This window comes from Sinorhizobium sp. CCBAU 05631 (assembly GCF_002288505.1).
Classification (GTDB): Bacteria; Pseudomonadota; Alphaproteobacteria; order Rhizobiales; family Rhizobiaceae; genus Sinorhizobium; species Sinorhizobium fredii_C.
The window spans coordinates 2,167,375-2,186,737 of sequence record NZ_CP023063.1; the positions used below are offsets into that span (position 1 = coordinate 2,167,375).

The following is a 19,363-nucleotide window of genomic DNA, read 5'->3' on the forward strand; positions in this document are numbered from 1 at the left end:
GCACACCGGGACATCCGACGGCGTGTGCGGCGCCCCCGAGTGGTTGATTACCGCGTCAGGCGTTTGTACGTCACCCGCTTCGGGTTGACCGAGTCGGGACCGAGCCGGCGGATCTTGTCCTTCTCGTAATCCTCGAAGTTGCCTTCGAACCATTCGACATGGCTGTCGCCCTCGAAGGCGAGGATATGGGTCGCCAGCCGATCGAGGAACATGCGGTCGTGGCTGATGATCACCGCGCAGCCGGCGAAGTTTTCGAGCGCATCCTCGAGTGCGGCAAGCGTCTCGGTGTCGAGGTCGTTGGTCGGCTCGTCGAGCAGGATGACGTTGCCGCCGGCCTTGAGCATCTTGGCGAGGTGCACGCGGTTGCGCTGGCCGCCGGAAAGCGTGCCGACCTTCTGCTGCTGGTCACCGCCCTTGAAATTGAAGGACGAGCAATAGGCCCGCGAATTGACCTCGTGCTTGCCGAGCCTGATGACGTCGTTGCCGCCGGAGATTTCCTCCCACACCGTCTTGTTGCCGTCGAGCGCGTCGCGGCTCTGGTCGACATAGCCGAGCTGCACGCTGTCGCCGATGCGGATCGCGCCCTCTTCGGGCTGCTCCTGGCCGGTGATCATCCGGAACAGCGTCGTCTTACCGGCGCCGTTCGGGCCGATGACGCCGACGATGCCGCCCGGCGGCAGCTTGAAGCTCAGGCCCTCGATCAGCAACTGGTCGTCATAGCCCTTGGAGATGTTCTCCGCTTCGATGACCACCTGGCCGAGCCGCTCGCCGACCGGAATGATGATCTGGGCGTCGCCCGGACGCCTGTCGGCCGCCGCCTTTACCAACTCGTCATAGGCGCGGATACGCGCCTTCGACTTCGCCTGGCGGGCCTTCGGGCTCGAGGCGATCCACTCCTGCTCGCGGCTGATGGCCTTCTGGCGGGTCGCCTCTTCACGCCCTTCCTGGGCCATACGCTTGGCCTTTGCCTGCAGATAGGCGGAATAGTTGCCTTCATAGGGAATGCCGCGGCCACGATCGAGCTCGAGAATCCAGCCGGTGACGTTGTCGAGGAAGTAGCGGTCGTGGGTGATCATCAGCACGGCGCCCGGATATTCGCGCAGGTGCTTTTCGAGCCAGGCGATCGTCTCGGCGTCGAGATGGTTGGTCGGTTCGTCGAGAAGCAGCAGGTCCGGCTGCGACAAGAGCAGCTTGCAGAGTGCCACGCGGCGCTTCTCGCCGCCGGACAGATTGGTGACCTCGGCGTCGCCCGGCGGGCAGCGGAGCGCGTCCATCGCCATTTCGACTTGGCTGTCGAGATCCCAGAGGTTCTGGCTATCGATGATGTCCTGAAGCTTGGCGCCCTCTTCCGCCGTCTCGTCGGAATAGTTCATCATCAGCTCGTTGTAGCGGTCGATGATCGCCTTCTTCGCGGCCACGCCTTCCATGACGTTCTCGAGCACGTTCTTCTGCGCATCGAGCTGCGGCTCCTGCGGCAGGTAGCCGACGGTCGCGCCTTCGGCGACCCAGGCCTCGCCGGTATATTCGTGGTCGAGCCCGGCCATGATCCGCAGAACCGTGGACTTGCCGGCGCCGTTGGGGCCGAGAATGCCGATCTTAGCGTCCGGATAGAACGACAGATGGATATTCTCCAGGACCTTCTTGTTGCCATAGGCCTTGTTGAGCCCGGCCATGTGGTAGATAAACTGACGTGCCATAAAGGAATGCTCCGCATCGGAAGGGGAAATTTGCCCGCTATGTAGGCGAATTATGGTGGCGGGGCAATCGCCAAAGGGCCCTGCCCGCGCCGTTCCCTTGCTGCGATAAGCCTTCCAGTTCAGCCCCGCCCGGCGGCGTCGGCGATCCCCTTGGCGCATTTGAACTCGGTCGGCCCGGCCGCCTTTATGAGGCCCGCGAGACCCGCTTGGCCCGAGAGATCGCCGGAAAGCCCAATGGTGAGACCGGTGATTACGCTGCGGCCCTCGACGGTCTGGCAGCGCATGCGCACCCGATCACCGGCCCCTGCTCCGAAACTCTGTTCGAAGGCCGCCTTGATCTGCTTTTCGCCAATCTCCGAACCGATCCTGTCGGCAAACAGGGCACGCACCGCCGATGCGTTCAGCTCGTCGAGAAGACGAAGCTGGAGCGTGAAATAGTCGTCGGCGTTGTCGGCCTGGCAGGTGCCGCTTCGCAGCCATTGGTGCCGGTCGAGGCCGGATTTCACCCCCGGCATGGCGACGATGAGACGCGCGGCGGTCTCGTCTGCCATGGCGAGTTTCGGCAGCTCGAGCCACTCCCCCTTGCGGTCTTGCGCCTTCAGTTCCGTCTCCACGCCGCAATAGCTCTTCTTCAAGGGCCAAAGGCCGTGGAGCGAGAAATGCGTCGCATCGAACCGGTCCGAGGTCTGGTCGACGCATTCCTTGCGCGTGGGCCGCGTCTCGCAAAAACCGGGCTGCCAACTGACCGCCAGCACATATTCCGTCCTTGCCCCATCCGGTACCGTCTTCATCTCTTCACCCGGCGACTCCTCTGCGGCGGCCAGAGACGACATCCCCAACCCAAGAGCAAGCGCTGCAACTCTTACCACCTGTACGATAGCTCGCACTGCCATAACGGCCTCCAGTAAATACAAAACGAGAACAAACTAACAACAAAAGCGGGAAAGTTGCAACCCCCAATATGTCTCTTCGAATCGGTTCTGATCTCATGCGCAAGAAGCAACAAGCAGCGATTGCCTTTGACCGCCAAATCGATTTGATATCGCGTGGAGTGTTGGGCGGATGGTGGATCAGCCTCCATCGCAATAGCTGCTCTGCGGCTATTGGATTTGATTGGAGTGAGGCATGTTCGGGCAGGTAAGGACACTTCAAAGCCCGACGGGTGCGACGCTCGCATGGCGCCATCGGACGGCTTCCGATGCGCCGCGAGGCATATTGCTGGTCAGCCATGGGCTTGCCGAACATTCCGGCCGCTACGCCCGCTTTGCCGAAGCCATGGCCCAGCATGGCTTCCATGTCTACGCACACGATCATCGTGGCCACGGCGAGAGCCGCGCGGCCGATGCGCAGCTCGGTCTCTTCTCTAAGCGCGGTGGCTCCGAAAAGGTGATTGCCGATCTGCGCGCCGTGCGGCAGATGGCCGCCGCCAACCATCCCGGGCTGCCGGTCGTGCTGTTCGGCCACTCGATGGGTGGGCTGATCGCCCTGAACGCTGCCGAGACCGATCCGGAACTTTATGACGCGCTCGCCGTCTGGAACTCCAATTTTCGCCCCGGTCCCGCCGGCCGCGGCGGCCAACTGATCCTCGCGATCGAACGAATGCTGAAGGGCTCGGACGTCCCGAGCCCGCTGCTTTCGCAACTCACCTTCGGCGCCTGGAGCAAAGCCATTGCCGCTCGGAAGACCGAATTCGACTGGCTGTCGCGCGACGAGGACGAAGTTGCAAAGTATATCGCCGATCCGCTCTGCGGCTTCGAGACCAGCGTCTCACTCTGGATCGACGTCTTCGAACTTGCCTTTGCCGGTGCGCGGTCCGACCGGCTCGCCCGCTTGCCGGCGACGCTGCCGGTCCAGCTGGTCGGCGGCAGCGCCGACCCCTCAACCTTGAACGGCGACGTCGTCGACTGGCTCGGCCGACGCATGAAGGCGCGCGGCATGGCCGACGTGACGATCACGATATATGAGGGAATGCGCCACGAGACGCTCAACGAAATCGGCCGCGAAACCGCGACGGAAGATTTCGCCCGCTGGTGCCTGAAAGCCGTCGGGGTGAGGAACCGCATAGACGAAACAACATGACAGATCCCGCAAGCCGGCGATCTGATCGAAACGGACGATAGCATTGGGAGGTGCTGACATGAAGACGGGCGGGCAACTGGTGGTCGAGGCGCTCATCGCAAACGGCGTCGAGCGCATCTCCTGCGTGCCGGGCGAAAGCTACCTGGCCGTTTTGGATGCGCTCCACGACACCGACATCGACGTCGTCGTCTGCCGCCAGGAAGGCGGTGCGGCAATGATGGCGGATGCGTGGGGGCGGCTGACCGGCGAGCCCGGCATCTGCATGGTCACGCGCGGCCCCGGCGCCACCAATGCCTCCGCCGGGCTTCACGTCGCCCGCCAGGATTCGATCCCGATGATCCTCTTCATCGGCCAGGTGCAGCGTGACGCCCGCGAACGCGAGGCCTTCCAGGAGATCGAATACCGCCGCGCCCTCACCGAGGTCGCCAAATGGGTGGGCGAGATCGACGATCCGGCGCGGATTGCTGAATTCGTCACCCGCGCCTTTGCCGTCGCGACCTCCGGCCGTCCCGGACCGGTGGTTCTGACACTGCCGGAAGACATGCTGACGGAGCGAACGGACGCTCCGGCCGCCCGCCCTTACCAGCCGGTCGAAAGCCATCCGGGACCGAGCCAGATCGCTCGGCTCGCCGATCTCCTCACGGAAGCGAAGCGCCCAATTGCCATTCTCGGCGGCACCCGCTGGTCCGCGGAAAGCGTTGCCGATTTTGAGCAATTCGCCGAACGCTGGCATCTGCCGGTCGGCTGCTCCTTCCGGCGCCAAATGCTCCTCGATCACCTGCATCCCAGCTATGCCGGCGACGTCGGCATCGGCGTCAACCCGGCGTTGGCAAAGGAAATCAAGGAAGCGGATCTCGTCCTGCTTCTGGGCGGTCGCTTCTCGGAAATACCCTCCTCCTCTTATACCCTCCTCGATGTCCCCTATCCGAAGCAGAGACTGGTGCATGTCCATCCGGATCCGTCGGAACTCGGCCGCGTCTATAGGCCGGATCTGGCGATCGCCGCGAGCCCGCGCGACTTTGTAGCCGCGCTAGCGGGGATTGAGCCCACCGGAACGCCTGGCTGGGCGCCGCGCACGGCCGCCATGCACGAGACTTATCTCAGATGGTCAACGCCGCCGGAGACCGGGCCGGGCGACGTGCGGATGGGACCGATCATGAACTGGATCGAGGCGAACACGGCGCCGGACGCAATCTTCACCAACGGCGCCGGCAACTACGCCACCTGGCTGCACCGCTTCCACCGCTTCCGCCGCTACGGCACGCAAGCCGCGCCCGCCTCAGGCTCGATGGGCTACGGCCTGCCGGCGGCGGTCGCGGCGAAACGCCTTCACCCAAACCGTGAGGTCATCTGCTTTGCCGGCGACGGCTGTTTCCTGATGCATGGGCAGGAATTCGCCACGGCGGTTCGTTACGCCCTGCCGATTATCGTGCTGGTCATCAACAACGGCATCTACGGCACCATCCGCATGCATCAGGAGCGGGAATATCCCGGCCGCGTCAGCGCCACGGATTTGACAAATCCGAATTTTGCGGCGCTTGCCCGCGCCTATGGCGGCCATGGCGAGACGGTCGAGCGGACGGAAGAGTTTGCCGATGCATTTCTCAGAGCGCGTGCCAGCCGCAAGCCGGCGATCATCGAGATCAAGCTCGACCCGGAGGCGATCACGCCGGCACGGACGCTGAGCGAAATACGCAAGGGCTGAGGGAAAAGACGGCGCCTGAATGAGAGCCCGGCCGGGAGCGGGCGTCGGCAAGTCCTTGCGCTTTCAAACCGTCCGAATCATCTCCCAGAGCTGGTCCGGCTCTTTCACGCCGGCCTGATAAAGCTTGGCAATCTTCCTGGCGAGTTGGTCGGCCGCCTCGCTGCCGATCGACAGGTTTCGCTCTTCCAGCGCGCGGTGCCAAACGCCTTCGAGGATCGCCACGTGGCCGGGAAGAATCGGATAGTCTCTGAAACTATTGAACGGATCCATGGCCGGTCGCCTCTTTAAAGCTGTCCGCCGAGACCCTCGCGCGCCCGACGAGACGGCGATGTCTAACAATTTCGCGGCCAGCAGGAACGGCGTCAGAAACGCGAAAGCGCGCTTGTTTGGGCCAAGCGCGCTTCAAGCGAACGATCTTCAAAGGGCGCCGGCACCCTCGATCGAACAAATCCAATATAGCACCGAATACCGGCTGGAAACAGTGAAAAGCGGTCGTTCGCCCGTCCGACCTTTGCCGCCGAACGCACGATCGCGGGTCTAGCTGCGAATATGTTGCGTCTGCTGGTAGACGGCCGTCGAGCGGGCGCCGGAGCGGCAATAGCCAAGCATCGGGCGCTCGAATTCGTCGAGCGCGTCGACCATGCGGGTCACCGCATCGGCGGTCACGCCCATCGGGCCGACCGGGATATGGGCGATGTCCAGCCCGAGTTCCTGGGCACGCGCGGCAATCGCGTCGAAGGTCGGCTGGTCGGGAGCCTCGAAATCCGGACGGTGGCAGACGATGGACTTGAAACCGAGCGCCTTGATCTCGTCGAGGTCCTCGACCGTGATCTGACCGGAGACCGAGTATTCATCGTTGATCTGGCGAATGTCCATGATGTCGCTTCCTCAAGACTGCGTTGCCTTGGTGTAGGCCGCAGGCCCGGCGGCGTCAATCGCGAAGCGATCTCAGACGACGCCGAAGGTAAGCGCGTAGTCGCGTGACTGTCCGGGCTTAAGCAGACCGAGCTCGCCGGCGGCCGAGAGTTCCACCCGCTTGGCAATTCGGTGCGACGCCGGCTCGATGCTGAGGACATTCGCACCGCCGCGTTGGCAGCGCCACATCTGCAGGAAAGGCAGCGTGTCGGCCAGGAATTGCACATTTAAGGCGCGCCCTTGAAGCCCGGGCAGAGCGGACAGCGTAACCTCGGCCCAGCGGTCTTCGCCGGCGACTGCCCTCCGGCAGAAATGCGCGCTCTCGCCTTCCCCGAACCGCCAGGCAATTGACCCGCCCTCCACCGAGGCACTGTCGATCCGCGTTTCATCGCCAAGCAGCCGGCCGCCGATATTCATGTGGTACATCATCATCGGCGCGAAGGCGGAGGCGCCGATATTGACGACACGGTCCTTGAGCATCACGCCATGCCCGTTCCCGTGGAGCTGCCAAACGCGCTCGACCGCCGCCCTGCCGCCGCAGGCAAGGTCGACTTCCGTAACCGCCGAGCAGCGCGAACCATCGGCGGACATCTCCGTCCGGCTGACCGGCGTACCGGCAAGCGACCCGTGCAATGGGTAGCGTACCTTATCGTCACGCCCCGCGATCGGCTCCGGATGGCGGATATGGTCGGGACCGCAGGTGAACAGGAAGCCGGCCAGAGCCCGGTCGATCCGCGGGTCGCCGTCGGAGGGGATCGCCTCTCCCGGCGAGAGATCTGTGCCCTCTGTGACGAAAGCGGCGATATCAAGCGCCGAGGAACGGTCGAACAGGAGATGGCTCTCCAGGCCATTGTCGGCGCTCAAGATGGTCCCCATTCTCGCCTCCCGGCCGCACTCAGAATCACGAATCGTGAGGTATGATAGCGCAGTCGCCCCACTGAAGTGGCCGGTCTTTTGGATTGAACCTTCCGCGAGGAAAAACGTTATAAATTCAACGCGGTTGGAGGGCATTCCCGTCCTCTGACAGAGTTCCCGTGTTGCAACCGCTCGGAAGCTCGCCTAACTAGATTTTAAGGGATCGTTCATGATGAATTCATTTTTTTCACATTAACGTCGGAATCGGTATGTACCGCCGCAAAGCAGCCACCATGAAAATAGGTTCCAACTTGTCAGCGACCCGCACCGGCCTTTCGCTTCTCGCCGCACTCGGCCTTCTCGCAGTGGAGCTCGTGCCCGCCCGCGCCCAGGATGGCTATGGCGGCTATTGGGGCGGCGGCGATGTGATGCTGGTCACTCCCGAGGGCGATATTCTCGACTACATGCCCGGACCGGACGAGGTACAGGCGATGCGCGACCGCCGCGGCCGTACGGTGCTCGTGGATCCCTGGGGAAATATCGTCGCCACCGTCGTCCCGAATGACGGCTACGACGTGCGCCGCCGACAATACGGCGATGACGGGTATTCCAACGAGCGGGAGCGCGGCTACGGCTATTCAGAGCCCGGTGAATACACCGGCACCGTTCCCGACTATCGCGACGCGACGCCCGCCCCGGTCGAACGCGAGGAACTGCCGAACAGCCTTCCGAGCCTTGGCGAAGAACAGGCCGCCTACGATCCGCAGTATCAGGATCCACTCGGCCAGCCGATGCCGCCGGCGATCGAGATGAAGGGCAAATCGCGGGCCGAAATCACCGCCCTCCAGGTCTTCCTCGACCGCGAAGGCTTCTCGCCGGGCGTCATCGACGGCAAGATGGGCTCCAACGTCACCAAGGCGATAGAGGCCTTTCAGCAGGCGACCGGCGAAAAGCTCGACCCGAACAATACCGAGGACATTCTCGAGCGGCTGCGCTTCAATGGCGGCCTGCCTATCACCACTTACACGATCACCGCTGCCGACGCAGCCGGGCCCTATGTCGCCGCGATCCCGGAAGACTATGCCCACAAGGCGCAGCTCCCGCATCTCTCCTTCACCTCCACGGCCGAGATGCTGGGCGAGAAATTCCATATGGACGAGAACTACCTGCGCGAACTCAACCCGGGCGTCGACTTCTCCATCCCTGGTACGACGATCAAGGTGATCAATCCCGGCGCGAACAAATCCGGCAAGGTGGCGCGGATCATCGCCGACAAGGGGCGCAAGCAGGTCTTCGCCTATGACGATGCCGGCAAGCTCATCGCCGCCTACCCCGCTACCATCGGTTCTGCCGATACGCCTTCACCGTCGGGCACGGTCTCGGTCGAGCGGATAGCCTTCAATCCAGGTTACACCTACAATCCGAAGATCAATTTCCAGCAGGGCGCCAATGACAAGATCCTGACGCTGCAGCCTGGACCGAACGGCCCGGTGGGCACCGTCTGGATAGCGCTTTCGAGGCCGACCTACGGCATTCACGGGACGCCGGATCCATCGAAGATCGGCAAAACGCAGAGCCACGGCTGCATCCGGCTCACCAATTGGGACGCCACCGAACTCGGAAAGATGGTCAGCGTTGGCGTGACCGTCGAGTTCATCGACGAGCCGGGCGCTCCGGTTTCTGAGGATGTCTTGAATCCTTATTGAGAGCTGTCGGATGGGCTGAGTCAGGCGGAGCCGCGCGGTCATCCGCGCCCGTTTCTGTTCGCTTTGCCCGGCATTGTCGGACTTCATGACTTTATGAAACATTGTCATGAAGAACTTTGCCCCGTTGGTTCTATCAAAGGCAAAGGAATCCCTCGATTACCGCAAAGGAATGGCCCGCAATGGCGACGGAGCGCCCTCTTCCCAACCTCTGGCATGCAACGGCTCCAGCCGCACCCGAAACAGGCCGCCTCAGCGGTGACATGGCTGCAGATGTGGCCATTATCGGCGGAGGCTTCACCGGGCTCTCGGCCGCCCTTCACCTCGCCGAAATGGGCGTCAAGGCCGTTGTGATCGAGGCGCGCATGATCGGCTTCGGCGGTTCCGGCCGCAATGTCGGCCTGGTCAATGCCGGCATGTGGGTGAAGCCGGACGACCTCATTGCCACGCTCGGCGCGGAGGCCGGCGGCCGCCTGTTGAGCGAGCTCGGGAACGGCCCCTCGCTTGTCTATGACCTTGTCGAGCGTCATCGCATCGCTTGCGAAGCGGTCCGCAACGGAACGCTGCACATGGCGGTCGGACCCGAGGGGCTCAAGGAGATCACCGCGCGCGAGGCGCAATGGCAGAAGCTGGGCGCCCCGGTCGAAGCGCTTTCGGCGGAAAAGGCCAAGATGCTTTCAGGCGCCGAAGGATTTACTGGCGCATTGCTCGACCGGCGGGCCGGCACGATCCAGCCTCTCGCCTATGCGCGCGGCCTGGCTCGGGCGGCGCTGAAGGCAGGTGCCCAGATCTTCACGGAAACGCCGCTGGTTGCCGCCGAGCGCAGCGGCGACGCCTGGAAGCTTTCGGCCGGCCGCGGCACGCTGACGGCCCGGCATGTCATCGTCGCCACCGAGGCCTATGGCGCGCTCGTGAACGGCGCGCCATGGAGGACACAGACGCAGGAACTCACGGTCCTTCCCTATTTTCAATTCGCGACCAATCCGCTGCCTGACGATGTCGCGGGCCGCATCCTCCCCGAGCGCCAGGGCGCCTGGGACACGGGCCTCGTCATGACGTCGTTCCGCATGGATCGGCAGAACCGGCTGATCTTCGGCTCGATCGGCCGCCTCGACGCCATGGCCGCGGGGACGCATCGCGCCTTCGCGGCGCGCTCGGTGCGCAAGCTCTTCCCCTATATCGGCGATTTCCGCTTCGAATATTGGTGGGACGGCCGGATCGGCATGACGACCAATCACCTGCCGGTCATGCACGCGCTGGCGCCGAATGTCGTTTCCGTCAGCGGTTACAACGGCCGCGGCATCGCCCCCGGCACGGTCTTCGGCCGCGCCCTTGCCCGGCATGTCACGGGCGACGTCTCGGCGATCCCGCTCGCCGAGACCCCGATCACGCCGGATCCCTGGCGGAACCTCAAATCCGCCTTCTATCATGCCGGCGCCCAGGCCAAGCATTTCATCGACAGGCGGTTCTGACGGAAGATTTCGACCGGAACGGCCTACTGCATCTCTCCTTGAATCGACCTCGATTCAAGGACAAAGACAAGCAGCAATTCTAAGTGCTACAACGACCTTTGCGCGTCTGATAAGACGCGCGGCGCTGTAGGCCAGTTCCGGCCGGCCTTGGGAGGCAATAGGGGCCGCCCGCTTCAGGCCGCGCGAGGCAGGGCCGAGCGCAAGCGAGACATAAGGGCACGGCGTGGCGTTACCGGCAGCAGGCTTTGCACCTCGCTGGCGAGCGCGAACGCGTTTTCGCGCGCTTTGTCGAGATTGCTGACGCGGTTTGGGTCCATGGTCTCCAAGGTGCCGCCCAGTTCGAAGATCTCCCGATAGGCGGCGCGTTCGATAATCGGCGTGTCGAGGACAGAAACGCCGCGCGAGGCGAGCAGCGCCTTGATCGCCTGCAGCGCCCGCGTCGTCACCAGGGAATTGACGCGCGTCAGGACCACCGAGTGGTTGATGCACACCCTGGCCTTCTGTTCGATCTGGCGAATGAGCTCCAGGATCTGGACTGCGCCGCGCGCGTCCATGGCACAGCCCTGCACCGGGATCAGCACCTGATCTGAAAGCCCGAGTGCCAGCGCGACGATCGCGTCCCTGGCACCGGCGAGATCGACCACGATGTAATCGGCCTCGTCTTTCAGTTCGCGGATATGGCAGGGCAACGAGGCGGGCGTAATGTGCGAGATCACCTCGAGATTGGCGATGTGACCGGAGGCTTCCGACCAGCTGGTGATCCATCGCTGCGGATCCGCATCCAGGATCACCACGCGGTTGCCCTGCCGGGCCAGTTCCGTCGCCAGGATCAGGGCAGCCGTCGTCTTGCCGGCGCCGCCCTTTGCGTTGGCCAAAGTAATGACCGCCATCTTGTCACCTCATTCTCTCAGTGCCCCCGTCGCCTGGGCTCGGGTGCAGGTTCGGTTAACAGAACCTTTCAGAAGATGGTTAACAAAATGGAAACTTTGGCTGGCAAAGATTAACCGGCGCAGCCGACGGCTTGCGGCTTCCCAACAAAAAAGCCCGGGAAATCAACGCTTCCCTGGGCCTTGGAAAAATTAACGCGATGGCTCAGATGCACTCGGCAAAGAGCTTCTTCGCGGCGTCGAGCGTCAGTTTCACCGGATTGCCGCTGGCGGTCGGGTCTACGATCGCCATTTCCGCCATCTCGCCTATTCGGTCAGTGCCGACGCCGAGCGCGAAGAGCTTGTCCGGCACGCCGAGTTCCTCGCGCAGTTGCAGCACATAGTCATAGAAGCCGTCAAACCCGCCGGCGATGCCGAGATAGGCCGCAGCCCGCGCGATCTTCTCCTCGATTGCCGGCCGATTGAAGCGCAGCACCGGCGGCATCACCACCGCATTGGTCATCCCATGATGGGTGTTGTAGATGGCGCCGACCGGGTGCGAGAGCGAGTGGATCGCACCAAGCCCCTTCTGGAAGGCGACTGCGCCCATTGCCGCCGCGCTCATCATGTTGGCGCGCGCCTCGATATCCGTGCCGTCCTTGTAGGCGCGCGGCAGGTATTCCTTGACGAGCCGCATGCCTTCGAGCGCGATGCCGGCAGACATCGGATGATAGAAGGGCGATGAATAGGCCTCCAGGCAATGGGCAAAGGCGTCCATGCCGGTGCCTGCCGTGATCACCTTCGGCATGCCGACCGTCAGTTCCGGGTCGCAGATCGTCACGGCCGGCAGGAACTTCGGGTGGAAGATCACCTTCTTCACATGGCTCGCCGAATTGGTGATGACGCTGGCGCGCCCGACTTCCGAGCCGGTTCCCGCCGTTGTAGGCACGGCGATGATCGGCGCAATGCCTTCGACGCTGGCGCGCGTCCACCAGTCGCCGACGTCCTCGAAGTCCCAGACCGGCCGCGTCTGACCGACCATGAAGGCGACGCATTTGCCGAGGTCGAGGCCCGAGCCGCCGCCGAAGGCAACGACACCGTCATGGCCGCCATCCTTGAAGGCCCTGATCCCCGCCTCGAGATTGACGTCGTTCGGATTCGGGTCGACCTCGGCGAAGATGGCACGCCCGAGACCGCCGGCTTCCAGGATATCCAGCGCACCCTGCGTGATCGCCATCGGCGCCAGACCGCGGTCGGTGATCAGCAGCGGCCTCTTCATGCCGACGGCCTTGCAATGGTCGGCAAGCTCCTTGATCCGGCCGGCGCCGAACTTGACGGTGGTCGGATAGCTCCAGTTGGCGGTGATCGTCATGCTGTGACTTTCTTCAGATGGAAGGATTTCGGACGGGTGAGATTGTGGAAGCCGAGGACCGAAAGCGAGCCGCCGCGGCCCGTCTCCTTGACCCCGGTCCAGCAGAGTGCCGGATCGAGATAGTCGGCGCGGTTCATGAAGACCGTGCCGGTTTCGAGCTCCCGGCCGATGCGGGCGGCGCGCTCGGCGTCCCTGGTCCAGAGCGAGACGGTGAGACCATACTGACTGTCGTTCATCAGTTCGATCGCCTCGGCATCGTTCTTCACCTTCATGATGCCGACGGCTGGACCGAAGGTCTCCTCGCGCATGAACTCCATCGAGTGATCGACATCGACGAGTATCTGCGGCGCGAGATAGGCGCCGCCGTCGTCCTCAGGAAAAAGCTTCTGATCGATCAGCGCCTTGGCGCCCTTCGACACGGCGTCGGCGATCTGGTTGCGAACGGTCGCGGCAAAGCGCTTGTTGGCCATGGGTCCGAGCGTCGTTTCCGGATCGAGCGGGTTGCCGAGCTTGTAGTTGGAGACCCAGGCAACCGACTTCTCGACGAAGGCATCGTAGAGCGACTCATGCACGTAGATGCGCTCGATTCCGCAGCAGCACTGGCCGGAATTGTAGGTGGCGCCGTCCATCAGCGTATCGACAGCCGCATCGAGATCGGCGTCCTTCATCACGTAGCCGGGATCCTTGCCGCCAAGCTCCAGGCCGAGCCCGGTGAAGGTGCCGGCCGCCGCGCGCTCGATCGAGCGCCCGCCTTCGACCGAGCCGGTGAAGTTGATGAAATCGAAGCTTTTCGCGGCAATCAGCGCCGCGGTCGTGTCGTGGTCGAGGAAAAGGTTCTGGAAGACATCCGCCGGCACGCCCGCCTCGACGAAGGCGCGCACCATGCGCTCGCCGACGAGGATCGTCTGGCTGGCATGCTTGAGGATCACCGTGTTGCCGGCCATCAGCGCCGGCGCCACCGTATTGATCGCCGTCATGTAGGGATAGTTCCAGGGCGCGATAACGAAGACGACGCCATGCGGCTCGCGCTCGATGCGCCGCTCGAAGCGGTCGCTCTCCTCGACGACAAGCGGCCTCAGCGCATCTGCGGCGATGGAGGCCACGTAATTCGAGCGCTCGTTGAAACCCTTGAACTCGCCGCCGTAGCGGACCGGACGGCCCATCTGCCAGGCAAGTTCGGGCACCACGTCGTCGACCATCTCGTTGAGTCGGGCCACACCGGCGAGCACCAATTTGACGCGCTCGTCGAGCGGCCGCTTCGCCCAGCTCTTCTGCGCGAGCCGCGCCTGCGCCACCGCCTGTCTGGCGAGCTCCAGCGGCAGTGCGGGCCGCTCGGCAAAGACCTCGCCATTCACCGGCGAAATGCATCTGATCATCGTCATGATCGTTTTCCTGTTTCTGCTTTCAAAATAATGACCCCTCCCCAACCCCTCCCCACAAGGGGGAGGGGCTACACTGCCGCACCCTCGCCTCGCTGCCTGAAGCGTCGCAACTCGCGAAAACGCCGGGGTGGGCAAGACGGTGCCGCCGCGAAGCCCCTCCCCCTTGTGGGGAGGAGTTGGGGAGGGGTAGACCCTCGTACGGAGGGGATTCCCTACGCCCTCTCGAATCCGCGCGCGACCTCCCAATCCGTCACCCGCCGGTCATATTCCTCCTGCTCCCACCGAGCCGCACGGGCATAGTGGTCGATGACCTCTTCGCCGAACGCTTCCCGCAGCATTTTCGAACCCGTCAGCGCTTCGGTTGCCGCCCTGAGCGTATGCGGAATTTCGCGCACCTCCTTGCCCTGATAGGCATCGCCGACGAAGGGCGCCTCCAGTTGCATCTTGTTCTCGATGCCGGATATGCCGGCCGCGACCAAGGCGGCGAAGGCGAGATAGGGGTTGAGGTCGGAGCCGCCGACGCGGCATTCGATGCGGATCGCCTTGGTGTCTTCGCCGCACAGGCGATAGCCGGCGGTGCGGTTGTCCTTGCTCCAGATCGCCTTTGTGGGCGCGAAGGTGCCGGCCATGAAGCGCTTGTAGGAATTGATGTAGGGCGCCAGGAAATAAGTGATCTCGCTCGCATGGGCGAGCAATCCGGCCACGTACTGCCGCATCAGCTCGGACATGCCGTATTGCCCCTCCTTATCGTAGAACAGCGGCGTCTTGCCGTCGACGCTCCACAGAGACTGGTGGACATGCGACGACGAGCCGGCGGCGGAATAGTTCCACTTGGCGAGGAAGGTGATCGCCTTGCCCCGAGACCAGGCAATTTCTTTGCAGCCATTCTTGATGATGGCGTGCCGGTCGGCCATGGTCAGCGCATCGGCATAGCGCACGTTGATTTCCTCCTGGCCGGCGGATGCTTCGCCCTTGGAATTCTCGACCGGAATGTCCGCACCCTGAAGGCCGTTGCGGATCGCCCGCATCACATCCTCTTCCTTGGTCGTCTGGAAGATGTGGTAGTCCTCGTTGTAGCCGCTGGCGAGATGCAGGTCGCGGTATCCGGAAAGCCGCGCATCCTCGTAGGACTGATCGAACAGGAAGAATTCGAGCTCGCTCGCCATGAAGGCCTTGAGGCCCATGGCCTCGAGCCGTGCGATCTGCCTCTTGAGGATGGCACGCGGCGAATGCGGCACTTCCTCATGCGTATGATGATCGAGCACGTCGCAGAGAACCAGCGCCGTGCCTTCCAGCCAGGGGATGCGCCGAAGCGTCGCAAGATCCGGCTTCATCGTGTAGTCGCCGTAGCCCTTCTCCCAGCTCGTCGCCTTGTAGCCGGGCACGGTTTCCATTTCGATGTCGGTCGCCAGCAGGTAGTTGCAGCTATGCGTTTCCTTCCAAGCACTATCGACGAAATATTGGGCGTGAAAACGCTTGCCCATTAGGCGGCCTTGCATGTCCACCTGGCAGGCGAGCACCGTGTCGATACGCCCGTTGGCGACATCCTCTTTCAGTTCCTCGAACGAGTAGCTCATGAAAGTACAATCCCATGTTTCGGCGCGGCCGTTCCCATAGCCGCTAATACGAAGCGGAGATCGCAAGCGCGATCTCCGCCCTCTTTCCATCTTCTCAGACTTCGCCGACGGCCTTCTCGGCGGCAGCGATCTCCGCCTGGCGGCGCGCGACCTCGTCACCGATCGGCGGCCCGCGGAAGCGGCGGCTCTCGAAACCGAACCAGATGATGCCGGTGACGACGAGGAAGCCGACGGTGATGTAGAGCGCCCAGTCGTTTGGCGGCTGAATGCCGAGCACGAAGATCAGGACCATGGCGATGATCGACAGGATGGCGAACAGCTTGAATATCCCTTCGCCGAGATTCCACGGCCCCATCTTGTCCCACTTCGACGTTCCCCAGGCGAACAGACCGAGCGTGATCGGGATTGCGAAGGAGAAGAACAGGAAGATGACCGTGCAGGAGACGACGATCGTATAGACCGGCGTTTCGCCGATCGAGACGAGCGACGAACCCCAGACGAACAGCACCGAAAGGATCGAGCCCGTCCAGATCGCAGCAACCGGCGAGCGATAGGTGGGGCTTACCTTCGAGAGTGCCTTTGAGGCAGGTAGACCGCCATCACGCGAGAAGGCGAAGATCATGCGCGAAACCGAGGTCACCGTCGCCAGGCCGCACAGCCACTGGCTGACGAAGATGGCAAGGTAGAGAATGTCCTTGATGAGCGGATGGACCTGCGCGTCCATTGCCCAGAAGAACACGTTCCAGCCCTGCTTGGCGGCTTCGTCCATGTTCGGGATCATCAGCACGAAGGCGCATAGCATGATATAGCCGAAGAGCGCCGACCAAAGCACGGAGGAGACCATGCCGCGCGGCACCGATTCCGCCGCCTTGACGGTCTCCTCCGACGTATGCGCCGAAGCGTCATAGCCGGTGATCGTGTAGATCGGCAGCAGCAGGCCGAGCAGGAACACCCAGGTTCCGGAGGTCTCAGGCCAGACATTGCCGCCCGCCTCGCCGGAATAATTCGAGAAGGTGAACAGCCTGCCGATCTCATAGCTGTCGGCCGCCGCGAGGCAGACGATCGCCAGCAGGATCGCGGTGGCGAAGATCAGATAGCCGGAAAAGTCGGTGAGCTTCGCGGTTAGGCCGATTCCCATGTGGTTCACCAGCGCCTGCCCGCCGGTGATGATCGCCAGGAACACGATGCGGGTCGTCGTCGTATCTTCCAGGCCGAAATAGGGTGTCCCGAATGAGCCCATGAAGAAGTAATAGGTGCCGACGTTGATGGCCCCGAGAACGGTCACCAGGCCGAGGAGGTTGAACCAGGCCGTGAGCCAGCCGGTGAAGCGGTTCCCGAGGATCGATCCCCAATGATAGAGGCCGCCGGCGGTTGGATAGGCCGAGCTGATCTGCGCCATAGCCACGGCAAAGACCAGCGAGATGAAGCATCCGAGCGGCCAGCCGATGCCGATCGCCGCTCCGCCCGCACCTGCGGTCGCCTGCGCCAGCGAATTGATGCCCCCCGAAAGAATGCAGATGATCGAGAAGGATACGGCGAAATTCGAGAACTGGCTCATTCGCCGCTCGAGTTCCTGGGCATAGCCCATCGAATGCAGGATGTGCATATCCTGCTTCTTATCGGTTTCGGTATAGTCTGACATCTCTTTCCCCTGTTTCTCCTGACCCGGCGCGCCATTGCGAAAGGTCACGTCACCACCTGTTCCGGCACCGGAACAGGACCGCGGCTTTGCCGCTCCCCTGGGTCTTTTATTGTTTCGGAAGGGCGGCTACGCTTTTTGCGAGCAGCCCCTCCAGATAGTCGGCCATGACCCTCTGGCCGGCTTCGGTGCGAATGAGATCGTTCCTGATCTCGATCATCACGTTCGGCAGCCCGTAACGGACGCCGTATTCTATCAAGCTATGGGTTACGCCGTCAGTCGGCCCGTAGGGCTCGTTGCGACGGATGTCGTATGCAACCTCCCCGCTCGTCGCGACCGCCAGCATGCGGTCGGCGAGCCGGCCGTCGGCATCGTGCAGGATGCCGATCTCGACGCTGCGGCGTTTGCCGAAATAGACCGGCGTAAAGCTGTGCATGGTGACGAGTATCGGAAGCCGCCCCGCCGCCTTGCGACCGGCGATGAACGCGGACACCGCGTCGCGGAACGGCTGATAGATCTCGTCGACGCGCGCCTGGCGCTCCGACGCCGACATCACCCGGTTTCCCGGAACCTCGTAGACCTCGCTGACGACCGGCGTTGCGGCGTCGGACTCCGGCGGTCTGTTGCAGTCATAGACGAGGCGTGAAAAACGCTGATAGATGAGCGTTCCATCCACCTTCCCCGCAAGGAGCTTGGAAACCGCCAGCGCTCCCGGATCCCAGGCGATGTGGCTGGCGAGCGCTTCCTCGGAAAGGCCGAGCGTTCCGAGGCGCTCGGGCAGACGGCTCGACGCGTGTTCGCAGACGAAGAGAAAATCTCCCTTCGCATCGGCACTCTCGATGGCGACCGGACCGCCCTCTGCCTGGGTCAAAAGCCCCGTCAAAACCGGCTCCCCTTTGCCTCGTCAGACGATGTTGCTGAAAAGAATTCTTCACGAATCGACGGGTGTCAATCAAAATTTGAAACGATCTTTTCAGTTTCCCATTGACTTCGGTTACGCCCGCGATGTTTAATTTCCTTCAAGCTGGCAAAGACCGGCTGAGGGGCACGACATTGAACGGCAACACGGCATCCATGACGGTGTCGGATGTGATCAACGCGCATTTCGCGGTGCTGACGCGCGCCGAGAAACGTTTGGCGGAGACACTTCTCGACAACTATCCGGTTTCCGGCCTCGGCTCGATCACGACGGTCGCCGAGAACGCCGGCGTTTCCACGCCGACCGTGGCGCGCATGGTGCAGAAGCTCGGCTTTCGCGGCTTTCCCGATTTCCAGGCGAGGCTCCACCAGGAGCTGGAGGCGACGATCTCCAATCCGATAGCCAAGCACGATCGCTGGGCGGCCAGCGCACCGGGCACCCACATCCTCAACCGCTTTGCCGATGCCATCATGGGCAATATGCGCCAGACACTGTCCCAGCTGGAGCCGGTCGAATTCGACCAGGCGGCCGCCCTCATCGCCGACCGCAAGCGCAACCTCTATCTTGTCGGCGGCCGCATCACCCGCTCGACGGCCGATTACCTCTTCACCCATCTCCAGGTCATCCGCACGGGCGTCACCCAGATTGCCGCCAATCCGAGCTCGTGGCCGCACTACGTGCTCGATATGAAGCAGGGCGACGTTCTGATCCTGTTCGACATCCGTCGCTATGAACAGGAAATGGAGACCCTCGCCCGCTCCGCCCGCAACCGCGGCGTCGAGATCATCCTTTTTACCGACCAATGGGGTTCGCCCGTCGCTAAGTCGGCTTCCAAGGTCTTCCGCGCTCAGATCGAAGTCCCCTCGGCCTGGGATAGTTCGGTCATGCTGCTGTTCCTCGTCGAGGCGCTGATCGAAGCGGTGCAGAGCTCGAATTGGGACGAAACCAGGGACCGGATGAGGACGCTCGAAGGGCTCTTCGATTCGACCCGCATCTTTCGCAAGCCAGGTTAGGAGGTACCGGTCGAAGACTGAATGTCCGGAGGAAGAAATGGGGGTGCAAGGCGCGCCGTACACCGCTTGGAACACCCACCTCCCGAGGCGGCGTTCTCGCCGCAAACGGGAAAATGGCCTGTCACACAAGTTTCATCGCGCCGCTTTAACAGCATCGCCGAAATTGACT

The 19,363-nt window shown here is 62.9% G+C and carries 16 protein-coding genes; 5 read left to right on the forward strand and 11 right to left on the reverse strand.

The features are described from left to right. Nucleotides 1–47 precede the first annotated feature (47 nt). Nucleotides 48–1,697 (reverse strand): energy-dependent translational throttle protein EttA, encoded by a 1,650-nt coding sequence (ettA, locus tag SS05631_RS10685; RefSeq protein ID WP_037415379.1) that lies wholly within the window; start codon nucleotides 1,695–1,697, stop codon nucleotides 48–50. A gap of 119 nt (nucleotides 1,698–1,816) precedes the next feature. Further along, nucleotides 1,817–2,590 carry a ribonuclease gene (locus SS05631_RS10690; protein WP_037415372.1) on the reverse strand — a complete coding sequence of 258 codons (774 nt, stop codon included), beginning with the start codon at nucleotides 2,588–2,590 and terminating at the stop codon, nucleotides 1,817–1,819. A 232-nt stretch (nucleotides 2,591–2,822) separates the two neighbouring features. On the opposite strand from SS05631_RS10690, the gene SS05631_RS10695 reads away from it, so the two are divergent. Both SS05631_RS10695 and SS05631_RS10700 read left to right on the forward strand, forming a co-directional pair. Then, on the forward strand, nucleotides 2,823–3,776 hold the full coding sequence (locus SS05631_RS10695) for an alpha/beta hydrolase (RefSeq protein WP_037415370.1): 954 nt from the start codon (nucleotides 2,823–2,825) through the stop codon (nucleotides 3,774–3,776). Between the two features lie 58 nt (nucleotides 3,777–3,834). Continuing rightward, nucleotides 3,835–5,481, forward strand: coding sequence for a thiamine pyrophosphate-binding protein (locus tag SS05631_RS10700; protein ID WP_095677978.1), 1,647 nt, complete (start codon nucleotides 3,835–3,837; stop codon nucleotides 5,479–5,481). A gap of 63 nt (nucleotides 5,482–5,544) precedes the next feature. Here the strand turns inward: SS05631_RS10700 and SS05631_RS10705 are convergent, their stop codons facing one another. The 3 genes from SS05631_RS10705 to SS05631_RS10715 all read right to left on the reverse strand — a co-directional run bounded on the left by SS05631_RS10705 (nucleotide 5,545) and on the right by SS05631_RS10715 (nucleotide 7,272). Beyond that, entirely contained in the window at nucleotides 5,545–5,751 is a 207-nt protein-coding gene (locus tag SS05631_RS10705; RefSeq protein WP_037415364.1) for a hypothetical protein, read from the reverse strand. Between the two features lie 267 nt (nucleotides 5,752–6,018). Next, nucleotides 6,019–6,357 (reverse strand): TIGR01244 family sulfur transferase, encoded by a 339-nt coding sequence (locus SS05631_RS10710; protein ID WP_037415359.1) that lies wholly within the window; start codon nucleotides 6,355–6,357, stop codon nucleotides 6,019–6,021. A gap of 72 nt (nucleotides 6,358–6,429) precedes the next feature. Beyond that, nucleotides 6,430–7,272, reverse strand: coding sequence for a DUF4432 family protein (locus SS05631_RS10715; RefSeq protein WP_037415356.1), 843 nt, complete (start codon nucleotides 7,270–7,272; stop codon nucleotides 6,430–6,432). A gap of 248 nt (nucleotides 7,273–7,520) precedes the next feature. Between SS05631_RS10715 and SS05631_RS10720 the strand changes: the two genes are divergently transcribed. Together SS05631_RS10720 and SS05631_RS10725 are read left to right on the forward strand one after the other, a co-directional pair. Then, complete coding sequence (locus tag SS05631_RS10720) at nucleotides 7,521–8,957, forward strand: L,D-transpeptidase family protein (protein ID WP_037415353.1); 1,437 nt, start codon at nucleotides 7,521–7,523, stop codon at nucleotides 8,955–8,957. Between the two features lie 179 nt (nucleotides 8,958–9,136). After that, nucleotides 9,137–10,426 (forward strand): FAD-binding oxidoreductase, encoded by a 1,290-nt coding sequence (locus SS05631_RS10725; RefSeq protein WP_037415350.1) that lies wholly within the window; start codon nucleotides 9,137–9,139, stop codon nucleotides 10,424–10,426. A gap of 173 nt (nucleotides 10,427–10,599) precedes the next feature. On the opposite strand, the gene SS05631_RS10730 is transcribed toward SS05631_RS10725, so the two are convergent. The 6 genes from SS05631_RS10730 to SS05631_RS10755 all read right to left on the reverse strand — a co-directional run bounded on the left by SS05631_RS10730 (nucleotide 10,600) and on the right by SS05631_RS10755 (nucleotide 18,145). Continuing rightward, entirely contained in the window at nucleotides 10,600–11,316 is a 717-nt protein-coding gene (locus SS05631_RS10730) for a ParA family protein (RefSeq protein WP_037415343.1), read from the reverse strand. A 202-nt stretch (nucleotides 11,317–11,518) separates the two neighbouring features. Continuing rightward, on the reverse strand, nucleotides 11,519–12,664 hold the full coding sequence (locus SS05631_RS10735) for an iron-containing alcohol dehydrogenase (protein WP_037415342.1): 1,146 nt from the start codon (nucleotides 12,662–12,664) through the stop codon (nucleotides 11,519–11,521). Then, the gene (locus SS05631_RS10740; protein WP_037415341.1) at nucleotides 12,661–14,046 is read right to left on the reverse strand and encodes an aldehyde dehydrogenase family protein; all 1,386 of its coding nucleotides are present in this window, start codon (nucleotides 14,044–14,046) and stop codon (nucleotides 12,661–12,663) included. The genes SS05631_RS10735 and SS05631_RS10740 overlap by 4 nt, the downstream gene beginning before the upstream one ends. A 212-nt stretch (nucleotides 14,047–14,258) precedes the next feature. Then, on the reverse strand, nucleotides 14,259–15,623 hold the full coding sequence (locus SS05631_RS10745; RefSeq protein WP_037415336.1) for a glutamine synthetase family protein: 1,365 nt from the start codon (nucleotides 15,621–15,623) through the stop codon (nucleotides 14,259–14,261). Between the two features lie 94 nt (nucleotides 15,624–15,717). Then, nucleotides 15,718–17,265, reverse strand: a complete 1,548-nt coding sequence (locus SS05631_RS10750; RefSeq protein ID WP_037415333.1) for an amino acid permease — start codon at nucleotides 17,263–17,265, stop codon at nucleotides 15,718–15,720. Nucleotides 17,266–17,371: 106 nt separating this feature from the next. Further along, entirely contained in the window at nucleotides 17,372–18,145 is a 774-nt protein-coding gene (locus tag SS05631_RS10755) for an N-formylglutamate amidohydrolase (RefSeq protein WP_037415330.1), read from the reverse strand. 170 nt (nucleotides 18,146–18,315) lie between these two features. Between SS05631_RS10755 and SS05631_RS10760 the strand changes: the two genes are divergently transcribed. After that, nucleotides 18,316–19,194, forward strand: a complete 879-nt coding sequence (locus SS05631_RS10760; protein ID WP_037415327.1) for a MurR/RpiR family transcriptional regulator — start codon at nucleotides 18,316–18,318, stop codon at nucleotides 19,192–19,194. The last annotated feature ends 169 nt before the right edge of the window (nucleotides 19,195–19,363 follow it).